The following is a 20,051-nucleotide window of genomic DNA, read 5'->3' on the forward strand; positions in this document are numbered from 1 at the left end:
TAAATCCAAATTAAATAATATTACTATATTTGACCGCGAAATAACAAGAGTTCTATAGAGACTATGGTATTTTCAACACAAAAAAAGGAGCTCCTAAAAGCTCCTTCTATTATAATATGAATGAATTTTTACTGCCCGCTCCAAGGATTCTGATCAGCCTCTGAGATTGCATCATTATTAAGGATTTCCATTTGAGGAATCTGACAGAAGAAACGGTAATCGTTCGATTCCAGAATTCCCACAGGTTGAGGATCGCTGACATTATAACCATTCAGATATTGCATGCCCCACACATAATGTCCGGCAGGATTTGCAGCTGTTTCGCCATAACGAATCAATCGCTTCTGCAAACGAACCAGATCATAAAAACCAGCCTGTCCTTCACAGATCAGCTCTTTACGCCGTTCTTTGTAGATATCTTCCAATAATGCATCCCCACCTCCGTTGGTTGTCGGAGTCGCATTACGTGCTACCTGCAAACGATTCAATAAAGTCAGAGCCTCTCCTGTACTTCCTTTCTGAGCAGCAGCCTCCGCCATGATCAACAGCATTTCAGCACCACGCATCAGGCACACTTCAGGACGAGTAGCACTTTGGATCACACTTCCTCCATCTTCTCCGTAATGTTTATACTTGTCGAAAGCCCATTTTGTATTGATTTCCTTGTTCGCATTCCTTGTACGTTTCCAAAACTGATACCGGTCTTCTTTTTCCTCAAACAGTTTTACAAACTGCTCATCTACAAAGTAATCCAGGAAAGAATAGATCGGACCATCCGCATAGCCTTCGCCATAACTTTCATCTTGATTATACCAAAAGTTAAACTGCGTACTACCACCCAGGTTGTTATCGGCTGTATACTTCATCGCCCAAACCACTTCCGGATAATTGCCGCTGATCATATCGTCGAATCCCGAACGGTACTGTTCGCGCGTCATCAACTGGCTATGGTTGTCATAAACGATCTTCGCTTCGTTGTAAGCCCCTTCCCAGTTCTGCATCACCAGATATACACGGGCCAGGATACCGGAACAAATCTCCGAATTAATTAACCATAAGTCTGTCGGATGATAATCAGCGAGCAACGACTTTGCAGTGGTAAGGTCAGACACAATCTGCGTATATATTTCCTCCACCGTTGAAAAGCCTTTATGAGCTTCATCATTGGAAGAGGTACGCAAAATCACACCCCGTTTATTTTTTGCAATAACATACGTCTGCTGATAATTCTGTATCAGATGGAAGTATTGAATTCCACGCATAGCCAACGCCTGCCCTTTGATATGTTTCTTTTGCGTTTCATCTCCGCTGGCATTATCCACATTGGTCAGGATAATGTTGGCACGGTTGATCACGTTATAGCACATCGACCATATCTTGGATGCATTTCCATCCGCCTGCGTCTTTGAGTTCGAATACTGATAAGCCGTTACCTGGTCGCCACCCATATTGGTATGGCTCACGATATCCGCACCGCCTGCATCGACATACATTTGGAAGCCCGGAAGCCCGGCATACACACGATCGCCTTTATCCGTATTAAAATACAACTGTTTATAAGCCGAAGTCAATACTTTTTCCAGCTGGGATATATTTTCGAGCACATCCGTATCATTCACTTTCACATACGAACTAGTTGTCAGATCGTCATCACATCCTGTTAGAATAAAACCTACAAGAGCGAGGGACAGGAAGGATATGTTTATAAATAATCTTTTCATAAATATCTTTTTTGCATTTATAATGTGATTTGAATACCGACCATATACAGTCTTCTCGAACCCTGAATACCGTTATCCGTTTCAGCGTTACCGTTATAACTGTTACCCATGACACCTGTTTCGGGATCTGTAAAGCGTTTCTTTGCCGGTCCGAAAGTCAACAGGTTATTACCTGTCACATACACACGCAGATTTTCCACCAATGCCTTACGGCTGATATTCTTTGGTAAAGTATAGCCTAAAGTAAGGTTTCTCAGACGCCAGTAATGATTGTCGAATACAAAGTTGTCGGCATATTTAACCGTTGCACCATACTGAGTATACGACCAACGGGGAATAAGCGTTCCCGCGTCACCCGGCTGTCTCCAACGGTCTTCTACCAATTCCTGTACGACACCCACACCCGGACGGTTCATGATACGTTCTTTGTAAGTATAGTCGGAAATCTTCGATCCATAAGAATAATAGAACATAAACGACAGGTCGATCCCTTTAAACTGGAAATTATTGGTGATAGAACCGAATACTTTAGGAATGGCAGAACCGCAGTATACGAAATCATCGGTAGTTACTTTCGCCTGGTCTTCCGTACGTACCCAACCGCCGTTGCCATCGCGGATCAACCAACCGGGCAGACCTGTTTCAGGATTCACACCGTCATATTGAGGGGCGATAAACTCGTAGATAGACTTACCTTCTTCCATTTTATAGGTACAAGCCGTACCTGCATAGGTATAAGCACCTGTCGGCAGATAAGTAACCTCATTCTTCAGTGTACTCATATTGGCGTCGATATCCCATCTGAAATCTTTTGAAGTAAAGATGTTGGCATTGATCGTTATTTCAACACCGCTATTACGAAGGTCACCGATATTCATATTATATCCGGAAGCTGCACCGACCTGGGCCGACAGAGGCAATTCCTTATAATACAACAGGTCATTGGACGTACGGGAGTAATATTCCACCGTACCGCTCAGACGGCTGAGGAAAGAAAAGTCCAAACCAATATTCCATTGTTTATTGCTCTCCCATTTCAAATCCGGAGTCGGAGTAGTAGAAGGCTTCAGACCAGACTTCAGATAGAGGTCATCACTTTCGTAAGTTCCCTGATAACCGTATAGTACTTCGTCCCCAGCTTTACCGTTACTGGCATTACGTACGATCAACTTATCATTACCGGTCGTACCGTAACTGGCACGAAGCACCAGATTGTCAATCCATTTCGTATCTTCCAGGAAGCCTTCTTTCGATATTCTCCAGGAAGCACCGGCCGACCAGAATGTACCCCAACGGTTATCGGAGCTGAAGCGGGAAGAACCGTCCTCACGAATCGAGGCAGAGAGATAGTATTTATTCAGGAAATTATAATCTAACTTTCCGAAGAATGACAACAGAGAATATTTATCACGGCCTCCCCATACACCAAAGTTCTTGGTCGTATTCGACAACTCGTATTTACCTAATTCCATGATACCTTCACCCCAACCTTGCTCATAGTGGGAATCCCAGGTATACCACTCGTGACCAGCCATAGCGGAGATATTATGATCGCCGATCGACCAGTCGCCCGACAACACATTATTCCAGGTGGTAGAGCGCTTATTGAAATCATAACGGCTGGCATAACCTCCGTCCGCCAGGATAGAAATACCGTAAGGAGCAGTCTGGCCGCTACCATGTACAGCAGATGTATACACCATCGAACGACTCCAGTAATCGTCGATATTCAAAGCTGAACGGAACTTCAGGTTATACGGCAACTTAAACTCTGTATTAAACTGAGCCGAGAGAATGTGTCCCATATTATTATCGAAACTATCATCATTCTCATTATCCCAATAGTCACCCGAATTGTTCAGGACATGTGCTCCGAAAAAGTTATTGGTGTATTTGCCATAGTCGTACATTCTTTTTCCGGTCTTTTCCGAAACCACCCATCCCGTATTATCCTCGTTACGCAACCAGGGAGACGACAGTGTTGTCGTAAAGTTGGCAGCACGGCTGGCACCTCCCGATACATTTTGGCGATGACGGGAGTAGGATAAGCTACCTGCCACCTTCCACCAGTCGAACAGTTCCGTACTTAAATTCGTACGGAAAGAATACCGTTTGTAATACTGGCGATTTCCATATCCCTGATCATCCAGGTAACCACCGGAGAAGAAATATGAAGTCTTACCATTTCCGGTCTGTCCGCTTATATCCACACTATAATCCTGACGTAGTTTTCGGGAGAAAATGGCTTTATAAACATCCCAGTCGTCTTCCTCCCATACATATTCCAGATTAGGATTCATGTAAGGATTGCCGTTACCGTCATGCAAAACATAATCTTCGTTGATATATCTAAACGGGGTCACATAAATAGTTTCTCCCTTTGAATTTCTTGTTGCTTTCACCTGCTTGGTCAATGCCTGGGAAGATGCATAATCGCCGGCTGCCTTCGCATCCATGCCATCGTAAAGCAATGCATCGTAATACAATGCATACCAGGTATTCTCCAACTGTTGATAAGGGTTCGCCTTTTTAGGGTTCTTTACCGCATTGTCGGAAGTCCCCCATGCCCCACGGAAATTAATCTGAGGCTTAGCTGATTTACCCCTCTTGGTAGTAATCATCACAACCCCATTCGCAGCACGCGAACCATACAAAGAGGTTGCCGCGGCATCCTTCAAGACCGTCATCGATTCGATATCCGTCGGATTGATCTGATTAAGACCGCCATCGTAAGGCATACCGTCCACAATATACAAAGGATCAGCCTTTCCGGACATAGAAGAAATACCACGAATTTCGACACGGGCTTCGGCACCGGGATTACCTTGTACGTTTACCACATTCACACCGGCTGACATACCTTGCAATGCTTCCGTAAAACCGGTACCCATCACCTTTTCCAGTTTCTCTGCTTTCACAACAGAGGCCGATCCGGTAAAGGTCGATTTCTTAGCCGTACCATAAGCTACAACTACAACTTCATCCAAATCTTGTGTCGCATCGCTCAACTTAACATGTAAGTTGGCTTGCCCATTCCAGGTAATCTCCTGCGTAGCCAGGCCGACAAAAGATATTACAATAACCGATCCCCGCCGGACATTATCCAGGCTAAATCGGCCGTCGGTATCGGTAATCGTACCGACAGAAGTTCCTTTTACTACGACAGAAGCACCGGCTACGGGCCCCATATCGTCAGAGACAAGGCCTGAGACCTTATTTCCCTGTTGCACTACCATCGTTTCGGGACTTGTTGGAATAGCTGCAACTACAGTTCCCGCAGCTCCAAACAATACAGAAAACATTAGTGATTTAATTAGTTTTGAGTCTGTCCACATAGTTAAATTCAAGACTTTAATTAAATAATTTTAATCATAATAGCGTTCATTTCATTAGAGGTTGCGCTTCTCTCCTCAAAAAAGCGCCTAGGTCCATACGTTCTAAAATAAAGTTCACAAAATCAAGACACACAACTTCTTACACACAACATTTCGATCTACTCATCTTGATTACACACACTATACTTTCTTCAACAAATATAATCTATCATTAATAACTACAAGCATAAAAATATATATTTAATACTTTATTCCTCACTATTTAACATTCATAAATTAAGAAAAGTAATCCGGTAAAAACTCCTAACCGATCAAATACAATAAGCATAAGAGATCGATAAACCAATTTCGCCGATAACGGGTTTTAACATATAACACGGTGATGTTTCATACCGGTGACAGATGACAGATAAGGTTGCAGATAAAAACAACTATCTGCAACCATTTATAGCCTAATAGCCAAACAAATACAGGTAATTGTTGCAGATGACAGATAAATTCGGAAAACTTTATGATAGAAAACTTACTTAGCTAAAAGCAGTCACACAGGTAGCCACTATATCCCTTTCCAGCACCTTTTATTGCATAGCTAGGGAGTTTTTAAATCAAAAGTCCCTACTTATTATTATTACCCTGTACAGGGTAGCCGGACAGGGTGTACAGGATGGATAGCCAAGGTGTACAGGGTAGCTTTAATAAGTAAGGACTTTTGTATTAATAAGTCATGAGGTAAGACTTAATTAGTCAGAGGTTTATGCTTAACCGGTAACGGAATAGAAAAAGCGGCAACCCGGAACATACCGGATTACCGCTTTATATCACAAAAATGTTTAGCTTACTTATCGCACCAACTATTAGTTGTTTTCAGGACGAAGTTTACGAACAACAGCACCTGCACGCCACATTTCGCTTTCACGAAGAGCAGCCAGTTCTTTTTCAAGACCTTCACGGTAGTCTGGCTTACTGTTTGTATCGATAGAACGCTGTGCTTCGTTACCACAGGCAACTTCGCTATACAGTTTCTGGAAGACCGGTTTTGTAGCATCGTGGAACGGGCCCATCCAGTCCAAAGCACCACGCTGTGCTGTAGTCGAACAGTTTGCATACATCCAGTCCATACCGTTTTCTGCGAACAACGGCATCAACGACTGAGTAAGTTCTTCTACTGTTTCATTGAATGCTTCAGAAGGTTCGTGACCGTTTTCACGCAGTGTTTCGTACTGAGCAAGCAGTAATCCCTGGATTGCACCCATCAAAGTACCACGTTCGCCAGTCAGGTCGGAATATACTTCTTTCTTGAAAGTTGTTTCGAACAAGTAACCTGAACCTACACCGATACCCAATGCGATTACGCGATCCCATGCCTTGCCTGTTGCATCCTGGAAGATAGCGTAGCTTGAGTTCAAGCCACGGCCCTGCAGGAACATACGACGAAGTGAAGTACCCGATCCTTTCGGAGCAACCAGGATTACGTCTACATCAGCAGGAGGGATGATGTTTGTACGTTCTTTATAAGTAATACCGAAACCGTGAGAGAAATACAATGCCTTACCCGGAGTCAGGTATTTTTTGATACGCGGCCATACTTCAATCTGTGCGGCATCTGAAAGCAGATACTGTATGATTGTTGCTTTTTCGCAAGCTTCTTCGATATCGAACAGTGTTTCGCCCGGCACCCAACCGTCAGCAACGGCTTTTTCCCAGGTTTTACCACCTTTACGTTGTCCTACAATTACGTTAAAACCGTTGTCGCGCAAGTTCAGGCTCTGGCCGGGACCTTGTACGCCATAACCTATCACGGCGATAGTTTCATCTTTCAATACTTCTCTTGCCTTTTCCAACGGAAATTCTTCGCGGGTTACTACGTTTTCATCAACACCGCCAAAATTCATTACTGCCATTTTCTTTTTACTATTAAAATGTATATAAAATAATTTGTTTCTATATAAGTCTCACTATGGCACGCAGATGACGCAGATTAGACAGATTTACACAGATAATAATTTATTCACACAATATAAATCTGTGCCCATCTGTTCAATCTGCGTCATCTGTGTGCCATTTTGCATCTATGTCCAGGTGACAGCGGCGCGGCATATTGCTTTGCCATCGTTACATATTGCCATATTATATTTGCCTTCGGATACTTCTTGGTTATGGAGCGTCAACTCCATGCCATATTTACCTTCAGACTGATAAGCGATCTCAAAACGGCCAATTTCTTTTTCACGAAACATGCCGATGTCGAATAAATCGAGCAGGTGTTCCATGTATTTGATACTGTTCAAATGTCCATTCACATCGAGGTCGCTGTATTTCACACGATAGGGCTCACCGGGCACCTTGTTTTCTACCGGGGAGATCTTACCGGGTTTCTCGATCGGACAAGGACGGTCGGTGACATAAGCACTCAGCCCTTCTACATCGAGCAAAGTCGGACGACGGGTTTCCACATCGATAGCCGCCCAGATGGAACGGGCAAAGCCGAATGTTTTACCTTCGCCATTCACCAGTTCGAAACAACGGCTGGTAAATAACTTTCCGACTTCATCGACCCAGGTATATAAGGTTACGGACTCGGACATAGCCGGATAGGAAGTCATTTCGATTGCCAGGCGGGAAAGCACCCATGCGGTATGCCTTTCGGTCATGTCGTTATAACCGAAGCCACGGTCGGCGGCATGACAGGAAGCGGCGTGCAGCAAATAAGTTCCGATCATCGGAATAGTGATGCGCCCCCGAAAGTCCATCAGATAAGACTCGGTTACGAAATGAAACTCTCCTACTTTGTTCTTCTCCATACTCTTCTTTTTATAAGGGACGAAGTCCTTCTGTTTGTATTAATGTTTATCCTGCAACTTCTTTTCCATCGAGGACAGCATATCGCTCAGGCGCTCTACCTTACTCTTCGTAATCGCAACACGACCGGAACGGATGAATTGCAACACGCCGATCGTCTCACTCAGTTCTTTGAACAAGGCTTGCGTTTCATCATAATGACCACTCTTTTCGAGTACGACACAGCTCTCGTTCATTTCAAGGATACGGGCATTATACTTACGGATCAGATCTTCTACCGTACCCATCTTGATAAAGAGTTCGGTACTCAGTTTGTAAAGAGCTATTTCCTGGTAAACCAAGTCTTCATCCGTATTATAATAGGCTTTCAGAATATCCACACGCTTGTCGATCTGTTTAACGACCTTATCGATCATATCCTCGTCGGCAAAGGTAGTAATTGTGAACTTATGTATTCCCTTTATGGCGGAAGGAGAAACAGAAAGCGTCTCAATGTTCAGTTGCCGGCGCGTAAAGATAACGGTTATCTGGTTCAGAAGACCTACTGTGTTTTCTGAAAAGATAATAACGGTATATAATTTTTTCGTATTCATAATTGTTCCTCCTTACTTAGCACCTAAAATCATATTCGTAACGCTTCCTCCGGCCGGAACCATCGGATATACCATTCCACAGGTTTCCACGTTGGCAACCAACAGGTAAGCGCCGTCATGGTTAAGCATTTCTTCTATTGCACCGTCCAGTTCTTCACGGCTGTCGACAGCGCGTGAAGCAATACCGAAAGCCTTGGCTATCGCGACAAAGTCCGGATTTTTCATGATAGTGTTCGAATAACGTTCCTGGAAGAACAATTCCTGCCACTGGCGTACCATACCGAGGAAATTATTATTAAGAACGATGATCTTCACATTCAGTTCTTCCTGCATGATGGTTCCCAGTTCCTGGATAGTCATCTGGATACCACCGTCGCCGGTAAAGAAACAAACCGTACGGTCGGGAGCACCCAGTTTGGCTCCGATAGCAGCGGGAAGACCGAAGCCCATCGTACCCAGACCTCCTGAAGTGACCACACTACGGGTTTGCTTATATTTGAAGTAACGGACACCCATCATTTGGTTTTGACCTACATCGGTAACCAGGATAGCATCATTGCCGGTTGCTTCGGATACTTTACGTACTACTTCTCCCATCTTCAACTGCCCTTCGGTAGGGAAAAGTTCCTTACGGATCACTTTTTCTTCTTCTTCCCTTTCATCCGGCTCGAACTCGGCATTCCATTCGGGACGCTTCCGTTCTTCCAGCAAAGAGGTGATCATCGGAATGGTATGTTTTGCATTCCCCAATACCTTTATATCAACAGGTACATTCTTTCCGATTTCCGAGTTGTCGATATCCAGATGGATAATTTTTGCCTGCTTGGCGTATGTCTTCAAATCGCCGGTCACACGGTCGTCGAAACGCATACCGATAGCGATCAGCACATCACATTCGTTTGTCTTCCGGTTAGGTCCTACATTTCCATGCATACCAAGCATACCTTTATGTAAGGGGAAGTCGGAAGGAAGTGCCGACAATCCTAACACGGTCGAACCGGCAGGTATATCGTTTTTCTCCAAGAAGGCTTTCAATTCCTCTTCTGCCCCACCCAGGATAACCCCCTGGCCTACCAGACAGAACGGTTTCTTTGCACTATTGATCAGAGCGGCAGCGGCTTCAATACGTTCTTGTTTGATATCCGGCTCCGGCTGATAACTGCGTATATAATTTACCTTTTCGTATTCATAATCCACCAAACCTACTTGTGCATCTTTGGCCAGGTCAAGTACTACCGGACCGGGACGTCCCGTCGATGCGATATAGAAAGCACGAGATACGGCCCAGGCTATTTCTTCCGGCTTACGAATCTGATAAGCCCATTTAGTTATTGGTTGTGTAATACCGATTACGTCGACTTCCTGAAAAGCGTCGGTACCCAGCAGTGGAGACGGAACTTGTCCGGCAATTACAACCATCGGCGTACTGTCCATCAATGCATCGGCAATACCGGTAATGGTATTTGTTGCTCCTGGTCCGGAAGTAACCAACGTTACCCCCACTTTACCGGAAACGCGGGCATATCCCTGAGCCGCATGTGTCGCACCTTGTTCGTGGCGTACCAGAACATGTTTCAATTGATCTTTATAGTCGTATAAACTATCGTATATAGGAATTGCCTGCCCGCCCGGATAACCGAAGATAGTATCTACTCCTTCAGCGATCAGCGCTTTCAGCAAAGCTTCCGAACCGGTTATCTTTTGTTTATCCATCTCTTTTCTAATTGACAATTGACAATTGAGAATTGACAATTGAATGTTATTATTAATGTTTCCTGCTTATTATGTCTTTTACTTTTCATAATTGTCAATTGTCCACTGTCAATTGTCAATTACCCTAACGCCGCCTTTATCGGCCGAAGCAACCATCTTGGCGTATGCCTTCAGTGCTTTCGATACCGTACGCTGGCGGAAAGGAGGTGTAAAGGCTTTCGGTCCGCGGGCTTCTTCTGCCTGGCGGCGTTCTGCCAGTTCGGCATCGCTTACCTTTACGTTTATGGTTCTCTCGGGAATATTAATTTCAATAATATCGCCGTCTTTCACTAAGCCAATCGCTCCGCCTGCAGCAGCTTCGGGAGAAATATGTCCGATTGACAAACCTGATGTTCCACCGCTGAAGCGTCCGTCCGTGATCAATGCACATTCTTTTCCCAGGTGTTTACTCTTTATATAAGAGGTCGGATACAACATTTCCTGCATACCCGGTCCACCCTTCGGACCTTCATAGGTGATAACGACGACATCGCCGGAGACGACTTTGTCTTTAAGGATGCCCTCGCAAGCGGCATCCTGCGAATCGAAAACTTTTGCCGGACCTGCAAAACGGAAGATGCTTTCATCTACCCCTGCTGTCTTGACAACACAACCATCCTGCGCTATATTTCCGTAGAGAACAGCCAGACCACCGTCTTTTACATAAGCATGTTCCACATCACGGATGCAACCGTTTGCACGATCCGTATCGAGTTCCTTATAATAGCTTTCCTGTGAACCGAGCACCAGGTTGAAACGGTGTGCCGGAGCACTTTTGTAAATATTGATTGCTTCTTCCGTTACATTTACGGATGTGATACAATATTGGTCGATCGCCTGCCCCAGGGTCAGTCCGTCCACACGTTTCACCGAATCATCCACCAGGCCGGCTTTTACCAATTCATTCATGATCCCCATGATACCTCCTGCACGGTTCACATCTTCCACATGATAGGAACAGCTTGGAGCCACTTTACAGATGACAGGAGTTTTACGGGAAAGCATATCGATATCTTTCATGGTGAAGTCAGCTTCCGCTTCATGAGCAACAGCCAATAAGTGAAGGACTGTATTGGTAGATCCTCCCATTGCAATATCAAGTGACATCGCATTCAGGAATGCCTGACGGGTGGCAATACTACGGGGCAATACAGAATCATCGCCGTCACGATAATATTTGAACGCATTATCCACGATCATTTTAGCTGCCTTCTTAAACAGGCGCGTACGGTTGGCATGCGTTGCCACTACTGTACCGTTACCGGGAAGAGCCAGACCGATCGCCTCATTCAGACAGTTCATCGAGTTAGCAGTAAACATACCGGAACAACATCCGCAGGTCGGACAAGCCGAACGTTCAACCTTCTCAACCTGTTCATCGCTTACAGAATCATCGGCAGCTTCGATCATTGCATCGATCAGGTCGAGTGCGCGTCCGTCCAGATTTCCGGCTTCCATCGGTCCCCCGGAAACAAAGATTGTCGGGATATTCAAACGCATCGCAGCCATCAGCATACCCGGAGTGATCTTGTCGCAGTTGCTGATACAAACCATAGCGTCAGCCTTATGGGCATTTACCATGTATTCAACGCTGTCTGCAATAATGTCGCGTGAAGGAAGGGAATAAAGCATTCCGTCGTGTCCCATAGCGATACCGTCATCGATAGCGATCGTATTAAATTCTGCGGCAAAGCAACCGAGTTTTTCAATCTCCGCTTTCACTTGTTGTCCGATCTCGTGCAAATGCACATGTCCCGGGACAAACTGAGTAAATGAATTCACAATGGCTATAATCGGTTTGCCGAACTGTTCTTCTTTCATGCCGTTGGCACGCCACAAAGCACGGGCTCCCGCCATGCGTCTGCCCTCTGTGCTATATGAACTTCTTAACGGATTCTTCATCATATCTGTTTTTTTATGTATGGGCGATTCGCGAATCGCCCGTACCACGGTAAATAAAAAAGCCCTTCTCTATATGGAGAAAGGCTTAAGAAATATCATTTACGACTTCACAACTTCTTACACACCTTTCTCCTTACCTACTAATGACTAGAAGGACCACCACGAGAATAATATGTAATACATTGTTCATCATCTTTTCTTATCGTCTTTAATTTGTTTGACGCTGCAAATGTAGAACAATAATTTATATGAGCAAAGGATTTAAAAGAAAAATCTTACTTTTTCTTTCATTTATCAAGAAAAGAGATGGTTCATCTTGCATTTTAACAGAGAACCATCCCTCAAGCGGTTGAATTCTTATTCCTGAACACCTGTTTACTTTAGATCTGAAACCTCCCGGTTATCAATCCTTGCTAATTCGATTGTTCAATTCCTTCAACAAAGCTGCCGACTTCGGCGAAATCGTGCCGTCCTGATAAATACGTACATTAATCATCGGAAGATTCTTCCGCTTGTTGGATTCTTTCACTACTTGTGTCAATTCTTCGATGGAAAGAACAGGATCACCGATAATAGAATCTTTATAAATATGAGTCCAATCGCCCGGTTCCAATGTACCGGAAAAAGTGGCTTGCAAACCATCCTGAGGTCCGCCATGAAACAGACCGTCTCCATCTTCAGGAAGATAAGGATCGTTTACCCCGGCACTGGCTAAAGACAACCCTAACTCCCCGGCATAATAATCCTGAAACTCTGTCAACTTCGGTAATATCCAGGGATTGAAACAAATAACCAAATCTTTATTTCCACTTTTTGCGGCTTTAGCGATCTTTTCAAAGGATGCGCCATTCGGATAATAACCAATACCGTCATCCATCCACAAACCAGCCAAACGATTGCCATAACGTTGGCTGATCTCACTGACGATCTTTTCCACATTTGTAAACAGATCTCCGGCATTATTGCGTGTATAGTGTTGTTTATCCCACCATTCTTTATCTCCATGCCCTACATGGTAATACAGGATCAAACGGATATCATACTTACCTAATGCTTCTGACAGATCAGCAACAAGATCTCTTTTTGTGGTCCGCCCCGGTAATATCGAATCAATAGTTTGTATCGGAGCCGGGAAATAATATTCAGCCCACGAAGTCGTAAAGAAAACCAACTTTCCTCCACACTCATGAACAGTCCGGGCAAAACGTTCTACATCAAATTGATTTACAGCATCCTCATAAGCTAACGGCTCGCCTGCCTGCGGCATGCTTTTCGAATTCCAATGAAAGAAGAACCCGTAAGGCAAATCAGCCATCCACGACGTATTACTGCGTAATGAAGCCGCTTCAGCCTGCAATCTTTTATAAGTCTCCGGCTTAACGACTTCCAGGGAATAGAGATACACATTAAAATCATCCTTTTTCCCCGGCTTGCTGATTTTTAATGACAATTCAGAAGTGCCTTTATTAAAATGTAAAGGTCGTGAAAAACGGCAACGTTGCCATCCGGTCGTCCCTATCCGGCAAACGACACTATCCGTTCCGTTAGAAAGCGTCAATACAGCTTCCTCTCCTTTTTCAAGATGATTGACGGAAACCAGCATAGCTGCCTGATACTCTTCACCGCCGGTATTCACTTTCCATACGATCGACTGTTCCGGAGTATTCCAGTTCTCAGCCCAGAAAGCTTTATAAGGTTCCTCCGGATAAAGCTGCCGTACGCCATTATTCAACTCTCCCCGAAAAGGGATCAAACGGTTAATCTCCGAAGGATTCAGTTCTAAAGCGTTCGGATCGACCGGATTACTGCAAGCCAGTAAACAGGCTGTACATACAAACAAAAAATAAATAAACTGCTTTTTCATTCTCGCTATATGGATATAAGAAGGGCCAATCCATAAAATATATCAGACCGGCCCTTCATGTATTCTACATTAATTATCTGTAATCCGGATTCTGAGGAATATTATTGTTCAGAATTTCCGTGTCAGGTATTAACCAGGTATTATTGTAAGCTCCGATAGGAACATTCATTTTATCGCCACGTGCTTTTTGCACCTTATCAAAAGTCTGGGTACGCTTCATATCGAACCAGGCAAAACCTTCTTCGTACAATTCGTGCTGACGTTCGAGCAAAACAGCTTCCCGGAACTGATCCTGACTAAGTCCGCTTAAATCCGGTACATTTGTCGGATCATTCTGATCGACACGGGCACGTTTACGAATAGCGTTAATATACTGATAAGCATCCGCCGGTCCGTTCATTTCATTTTCAGCCTCAGCTGCGATCAGGTACATTTCTGCCAAACGGATCAATTGCGTCTGCCATGTCAGGATACTTGTATTTGAAGCCGGAAGTTCCTGTTCCAGATATTCTTCATTAATATACTTATTATAATAAGTACGGCTGATCACCTTAGTCCCTTTAGCATTTACATATTCAGGCTTAATTCCCCACTCTTTACGCATATCCCCTTTATCAAAACCGGCAATAAAAGCATCCGTCGGCAAATACAAGGCGGTCTGGCTTCCAATCGGTGAAGATTCTTTATGCATGCCGCTATAACTGTCAGGAGCAGAAAACAACTGTGCCCAAATAGTTTCAGCCGTGTAACGTTCGGTTTTGAATACCTTATCGAATGTCGGCATCAAAGAATATTTACCGCTGTTGATTACTTCCAACGCTTTTGCCTTCGCTTTTGCATAATTCTCTTTTTGATTCATCGGAAAACCGGCCGAAGTCAGATACATACGAGCCATCATGGCTTTCACCACAAACTTATCGACACGCCCCATTTCCTGTGCTTCTTCCGGCACCTTTTGTTCGGCATCCAGAATATCATCAAAGATAAATTTATAAATATCTGCCTGAGGCGTACGGTCTATTGCAATATCCGCATCACTGGTAACGACTTTATCACGTAAAGGCACATCTCCGAAGAACTGGACCAACGTAAAATAAGACCAGGCACGCAAACATTTAGCCTCACCGATAATACGATTCTTGGTTTCCTCTGCAAAGTCTTTATCGACTATCGACTCCAATATCATATTCGTATTTTTAATCGTACCATAAGGTCCCGACCACGCATTTCTGAATGCATAAAAACCATATCCCGGATTATTCGCCCAAATATCTCCGACCTGTTCTGCCGATTCCGGTTTATCATTATAATCGGCAAAAACTTCCGTCAGATTCAGATTTTGTCCCTGGGGATACAAACCTTTCAATGCTCCGTCAAAATCTTCCACTGTCTTATAGAAAGAAGAAGGAGCAATAAATGTTTTCGGTTCTTCTTCCAGCCAACTGGAACAAGAAGTAGATAAAATAACCGGCACAGCCAGTAATATATTTTTAATCAGTGTTTTCATACTTATAATACGTATTAAAATTTAACCTGTAAACCCAAAGTAAATGATTTCGAAGACGGATAAACGCCTCTATCCCATCCGTTCACGGCAGAAGACATCCACGATGCTTCCGGGTCATAATGTGAATAGCTTGTAATCGTAATCAGATTCTGTCCGCTCACATACAACGAAATATTCGGTTTATGTGTACCGGAAAACCACTGTGTCGGTAATGTATATGCCAGTTTAATATCTTTGAATCGCAGATACGAACCATTTTCCACCCAAATAGAGTTAGGATCGCCAAAAGCCAAATAATCTTTTGTAGAAGCAGAAGCACGTGCATATTTAGCATTCGGATGTTCCGGCGTCCAGTGATTTTCCCATACGTCTTTACGGATATTCCATGTTCCACCAATATTTGTGATACTCTTGTTAAATTCGTTTACGATATCTCCACCTATACTACCGATCATCAGGAAAGAAAACTCAAAATTATTCCAATTGATCGTATTGGTCAAACCAAAAGTAAACTTAGGTTGTGTGTTAGCAATAATGGTTTTATCACCTGTTGTAATACCGGCCTTCCCATCGGTGTCTTTATATCGGTAATCGCCGGCCTTCTTGGTAGCCTCTCCATTCAGACGAGCTTCTTCGTCAGTTTGATAAATACCTTCAATCTCATATCCATACAACTGGAACGGGGCTTTCCCGACAAACAAAGGGAACCAGTTTCCTCCACTGATAGGAGCATCGATTCGTTGAATTTTGTTTCCATATACATCCGTACCCAAATCTTTTACAATCGATTTATTAGATGTAATGTTCAAATTAGTGGTCCAGTTTACTTTTCCCTTCATATTGATCGTATTGATCGAAATTTCAAATCCCTTATTATCAATACGTCCTAAATTCCTCAACATAGAAGAATAACCGGAAGAAGGAGGCAACGTTGCTTTATACAACAAGTCACGTGTCTGTTTCCAATAATAGTCAAATCCGATATTCAAACGGTTAGAGAAAAATCCAAAATCAACCCCGATATCAGTTTGTGTGGTAGTTTCCCATTTCAGATTATCATTTGCCATGGAAGACAAATTAAAACCTATATCCTTGCCATTGCCAAAAATAGGTGCAGATGTCCCCAACTGGGCAAAAGTCTGATAAGGATCGATAGATTGGTTACCGGTTTGTCCGATACTGCCACGCAACTTCAGGTTGCTCAGCCAATCGATCTCTTTCATGAACTCTTCTTCCGAAACACGCCAGGCTAATGCAGCAGAAGGGAAAAAGGCAAATTTATGATTCTTACTGAATTTGGAAGAGCCGTCATAACGAGCCGTTACAGTCAACAGATATTTTTCCATCAGATTATAATTGGCACGTCCTAAGAAAGAGACCATCCGGTAATCTTTAAAACCGGAAGAAGGTGTTCCGGGAGTTGAAGCAACCCCTAAATTATTGGTTTCATATACATCACGCAGAAAACCAGTTCCCGATCCTGTCAACTTATCATATTGATATGTCTGGAAAGTGATACCTCCCATCAGGTTCAAAGCATGATTCTTATTAAACTTCTTATCGTAAGTCAGAATATTCTCATTGATAATAGTGTAATAATTCGCTTTCTCTTTAGAAGCATCTCCATCCAATTTGCCTCCGGCGGACAAACCGATCGGAATATATCGGTCGATACCTTCGGAATTCACTTCTGCACCGGCATTCACACGAAAGGTCAATCCATCGATAATATTATAAGTAAGCGCCATATTAGCTAACAGACGGGAGTTGACAATTTCCCTTTTATACAATTCAGACATACCTACCGGGTTAGTTCCTCCCCAGGGAGTTCCCGTAAAATTAGTATATTTTCCATCAGCATCTTTAACCTCCTGTATCGGAGGCATCACCATAGCAGTATAAGCTATAGCACCACCGCCATCGGCATTACTGTTTGCCGTGTTCTGAGTTCCGTATGAATAAGCGATACTTGCACTTAACGACAATTTCTTCGATAATTTCTGATCACCATTGATACGCAATGCAAAACGATTGTAATTAGAACCTTTTATAATACCTTCCTGGTTCATATAGTTCAAAGAAGAGTACACCTTTGTCTGTTCGGTACCACCTGAGACAGAGACCTGATGACTGTGTGTCAGAGCTGTCTGATACACCAAATCCTGCCAATCATTATTAGCCAGCGAGGCTGCCTCGTCCGGAGTAATAGCAATACCTTTTCCATCGTTTTGAGAAACTTCGTTCACCATTGCGATATAATCGTCTTTACCCAGCAAATCCAGTTTCTTTCTCAACATGGAAACACCGACATATCCGTTATAGTCGATTGTCGTTGCTCCTGTATTACCTCTTTTAGTTGTAATCATAACAACTCCATTTGCTCCACGCGAACCATAAATAGCTGTAGAAGAAGCATCTTTCAACACCTCCATAGATAAGATATCTTCCGGATTAATATCTGAATTCATCTTTTCTACCGGCATGCCGTCGATAACATAAAGCGGCTCATTACCACCTGCCAAAGAGTTGCTACCACGAACACGGATCATCATCGCTTCGCCCGGCTGACCAGTCCTGGCATTTACCTGCACACCGGCAATCTGCCCTTGCAAAGCACGGTCGGCACTGGTAATGCCCACCTGACTCACATCTTTCATCTGTACAGAACCGACAGCTCCTGTCAAATCGCTTTTCTTTACCGTACCATAACCGATCACCACGACCTCATCCAGTGCTTCGGAATCTTCCCTGAGAGATATATTTACGACATTTACACTCCCGACTTTCACTTCCTGGGTGTTATAGCCGATGTAGGATATTTGCAACACCCCACCAGCCGGAACTTCCAGGGTGTATTTTCCGTCCATATCCGTAACAGTTCCGTTTGTGGTTCCTTTCACCACGACATTCGCTCCTATAACAGGTTCTCCCCGTTCATCTTTTACAATACCTGAGATCTTTTTAGTTTCAGATACTGCTTTAGCTTGTTTTGTAATAATGATATGTCCGTTACTAAACGCTATCGAACAGCCGGTTCCTTCCAGCAATTGTTCCATAACCTCTTTCACGCTACTGTTCTTTGGTAATTTTGAAATGAGACGGGAATCATTTACTTCCTGAGTATTATAGTCTACAAACAATTTTGTTTGTTGCTCTATCTGTTTGAAGGCAGTCTTCAATGTTACATTATTCCCTGTCAGGCGCACCTGTTGTTGCTGTGCATAGCCCCAAAAACTGCAAGAAGATAAAGCTGTTACCAATAACAGCTTAGATATACTTTTTCTGTTATTTATAGGTATTAGATTAGTTAATTTCATATATTTGTACATTTGAAAATTGAATATTAATAAAACCAGACGATTTACTCGTCAATCCAATGATGTTCAAGATTCGATTTCGAATTCCGGAAAGAGGGATTTTCGCACTTTCTGTCTTTCCGGTTTTCTTTTGTTCATATCTGTATCCTCCTCTATTTTTAGTTTATAAATACCACTTTCCCTTTCACCGTATAACGTATGCCAACCAATTGCCGCAGCACATTCAGCACATCGTCCAGATTCTCATTCGGAGAGAATTTCACATTATAACATTCACCGGCATACTTCTGTGAATTATAATGGATCGTCACGTTAAACTTACGCTCCAAAGAAGCCATCAGACGATTGAACGGAATATTTTCGAAAATCAGGTAACCATCCCTTTCCATATGATATATGGATGCATCGACAGCATGAACTGTTACGGTATGAGCCGTATGGGAATAGATCAATTGCTGATCCGGCTTTAACAGAGTAGGTTCTATGCCTTCATCATTGACTGAAACAAGCACACTCCCTTCTTCCAGCGTAGTCATCGAGCAGGAATCGCTCGGATAAGCTTCTACAGTAAAGACAGTTCCCAGTGCCTGCACATCCAGATAAGTTGTTTTCACTATAAATGGTTGTGCCGGATTCTTTTGAACGGAAAATGCTGCTTCGCCCGTAAGATAAACCGTACGTGTATCAGTATCTGTAAAATCTTTCGGATAGACCAGCAAAGAACCGGCATCGACCCACACTTTTGAGCCATCGGGCAATAAAACCTCTTTACTTTCCCCGTAAGGAACAAATATCTGAGCCATTTCTACATGACGGACAGGCTTAAAACGATCGGTCGCCCAATAAGTCGTACCGGCAGTCATCAACATCAGTACAATAACAGCTGCATATTTAAATACCTGACGGTATAAAGGGATTGTACGTTTTTGAGCCGGTTCTGTCAACAACTGTTTTTGCAAAGCCATCCAGTCACGATGCGTAGATTCTGTCGCTTCCGCATCTGTTTCCTTCCAGATATCCTGCAACGCCTCCAGCTTTTGCGATCTTTCATCATCCGCTTTCAGCCAACGCCCAAACAAGATACGTCCGTATCGGGAAAAATGTTTTCCGAAATATAGTCGCATGAGTTGTTTTGTCTTGTTGTTTTCTTCCATAAAATATCCGTCTTTATATTGAAGTAGGTTAACGGCAACGACACACACAATCAACAATGAACTTTTTTTGAAAATATTTTGATTCCGGAACTAACGGGTAGCATCGT

Annotated in this window: 11 protein-coding genes; all 11 read right to left on the reverse strand. The window is 43.4% G+C overall.

Annotated elements, in window-relative coordinates:
• Positions 1–128 precede the first annotated feature (128 nt).
• Complete coding sequence (locus DXD68_RS06685) at positions 129–1,721, reverse strand: RagB/SusD family nutrient uptake outer membrane protein (RefSeq protein ID WP_122360863.1); 1,593 nt, start codon at positions 1,719–1,721, stop codon at positions 129–131.
• A 17-nt stretch (positions 1,722–1,738) separates the two neighbouring features.
• Positions 1,739–5,023 (reverse strand): SusC/RagA family TonB-linked outer membrane protein, encoded by a 3,285-nt coding sequence (locus tag DXD68_RS06690; protein ID WP_233577014.1) that lies wholly within the window; start codon positions 5,021–5,023, stop codon positions 1,739–1,741.
• An 887-nt stretch (positions 5,024–5,910) separates the two neighbouring features.
• Positions 5,911–6,957 carry a ketol-acid reductoisomerase gene (ilvC, locus tag DXD68_RS06695; protein WP_007654491.1) on the reverse strand — a complete coding sequence of 349 codons (1,047 nt, stop codon included), beginning with the start codon at positions 6,955–6,957 and terminating at the stop codon, positions 5,911–5,913.
• A gap of 168 nt (positions 6,958–7,125) precedes the next feature.
• Entirely contained in the window at positions 7,126–7,857 is a 732-nt protein-coding gene (locus DXD68_RS06700; protein WP_122360865.1) for an acyl-[acyl-carrier-protein] thioesterase, read from the reverse strand.
• A gap of 39 nt (positions 7,858–7,896) precedes the next feature.
• The gene (gene ilvN / locus DXD68_RS06705; protein ID WP_075556283.1) at positions 7,897–8,448 is read right to left on the reverse strand and encodes an acetolactate synthase small subunit; all 552 of its coding nucleotides are present in this window, start codon (positions 8,446–8,448) and stop codon (positions 7,897–7,899) included.
• 12 nt (positions 8,449–8,460) lie between these two features.
• Entirely contained in the window at positions 8,461–10,161 is a 1,701-nt protein-coding gene (gene ilvB / locus DXD68_RS06710) for a biosynthetic-type acetolactate synthase large subunit (RefSeq protein WP_122360866.1), read from the reverse strand.
• Between the two features lie 108 nt (positions 10,162–10,269).
• Entirely contained in the window at positions 10,270–12,102 is a 1,833-nt protein-coding gene (gene ilvD / locus DXD68_RS06715) for a dihydroxy-acid dehydratase (protein WP_075556865.1), read from the reverse strand.
• Positions 12,103–12,505: 403 nt separating this feature from the next.
• Positions 12,506–13,966: an alpha-L-fucosidase gene (locus tag DXD68_RS06720; RefSeq protein WP_122360867.1), complete on the reverse strand. Its 1,461-nt coding sequence runs from the start codon at positions 13,964–13,966 to the stop codon at positions 12,506–12,508.
• A 73-nt stretch (positions 13,967–14,039) separates the two neighbouring features.
• On the reverse strand, positions 14,040–15,473 hold the full coding sequence (locus tag DXD68_RS06725; protein ID WP_233577017.1) for a RagB/SusD family nutrient uptake outer membrane protein: 1,434 nt from the start codon (positions 15,471–15,473) through the stop codon (positions 14,040–14,042).
• Between the two features lie 14 nt (positions 15,474–15,487).
• Positions 15,488–18,790, reverse strand: a complete 3,303-nt coding sequence (locus tag DXD68_RS06730; RefSeq protein ID WP_233577018.1) for a TonB-dependent receptor — start codon at positions 18,788–18,790, stop codon at positions 15,488–15,490.
• A gap of 158 nt (positions 18,791–18,948) precedes the next feature.
• Positions 18,949–19,944, reverse strand: a complete 996-nt coding sequence (locus tag DXD68_RS06735; protein WP_122361095.1) for a FecR family protein — start codon at positions 19,942–19,944, stop codon at positions 18,949–18,951.
• Between the last annotated feature and the right edge of the window lie 107 nt (positions 19,945–20,051).

It is taken from the genome of Parabacteroides sp. TM07-1AC (assembly GCF_003480915.1).
Classification (GTDB): Bacteria; Bacteroidota; Bacteroidia; order Bacteroidales; family Tannerellaceae; genus Parabacteroides; species Parabacteroides chongii.

Coding starts and splice junctions, on each gene's coding strand:
- DXD68_RS06685 (WP_122360863.1), bottom strand. CDS start 1,721: ATGAAAAGATTATTTATAAACATATCCTTCCTGTCCCTCGCTCTTGTA.
- DXD68_RS06690 (WP_233577014.1), bottom strand. CDS start 5,023: ATGTTTTCTGTATTGTTTGGAGCTGCGGGAACTGTAGTTGCAGCTATT.
- ilvC (WP_007654491.1), bottom strand. CDS start 6,957: ATGGCAGTAATGAATTTTGGCGGTGTTGATGAAAACGTAGTAACCCGC.
- DXD68_RS06700 (WP_122360865.1), bottom strand. CDS start 7,857: ATGGAGAAGAACAAAGTAGGAGAGTTTCATTTCGTAACCGAGTCTTAT.
- ilvN (WP_075556283.1), bottom strand. CDS start 8,448: ATGAATACGAAAAAATTATATACCGTTATTATCTTTTCAGAAAACACA.
- ilvB (WP_122360866.1), bottom strand. CDS start 10,161: ATGGATAAACAAAAGATAACCGGTTCGGAAGCTTTGCTGAAAGCGCTG.
- ilvD (WP_075556865.1), bottom strand. CDS start 12,102: ATGAAGAATCCGTTAAGAAGTTCATATAGCACAGAGGGCAGACGCATG.
- DXD68_RS06720 (WP_122360867.1), bottom strand. CDS start 13,966: ATGAAAAAGCAGTTTATTTATTTTTTGTTTGTATGTACAGCCTGTTTA.
- DXD68_RS06725 (WP_233577017.1), bottom strand. CDS start 15,473: ATGAAAACACTGATTAAAAATATATTACTGGCTGTGCCGGTTATTTTA.
- DXD68_RS06730 (WP_233577018.1), bottom strand. CDS start 18,790: ATGAAATTAACTAATCTAATACCTATAAATAACAGAAAAAGTATATCT.
- DXD68_RS06735 (WP_122361095.1), bottom strand. CDS start 19,944: ATGGAAGAAAACAACAAGACAAAACAACTCATGCGACTATATTTCGGA.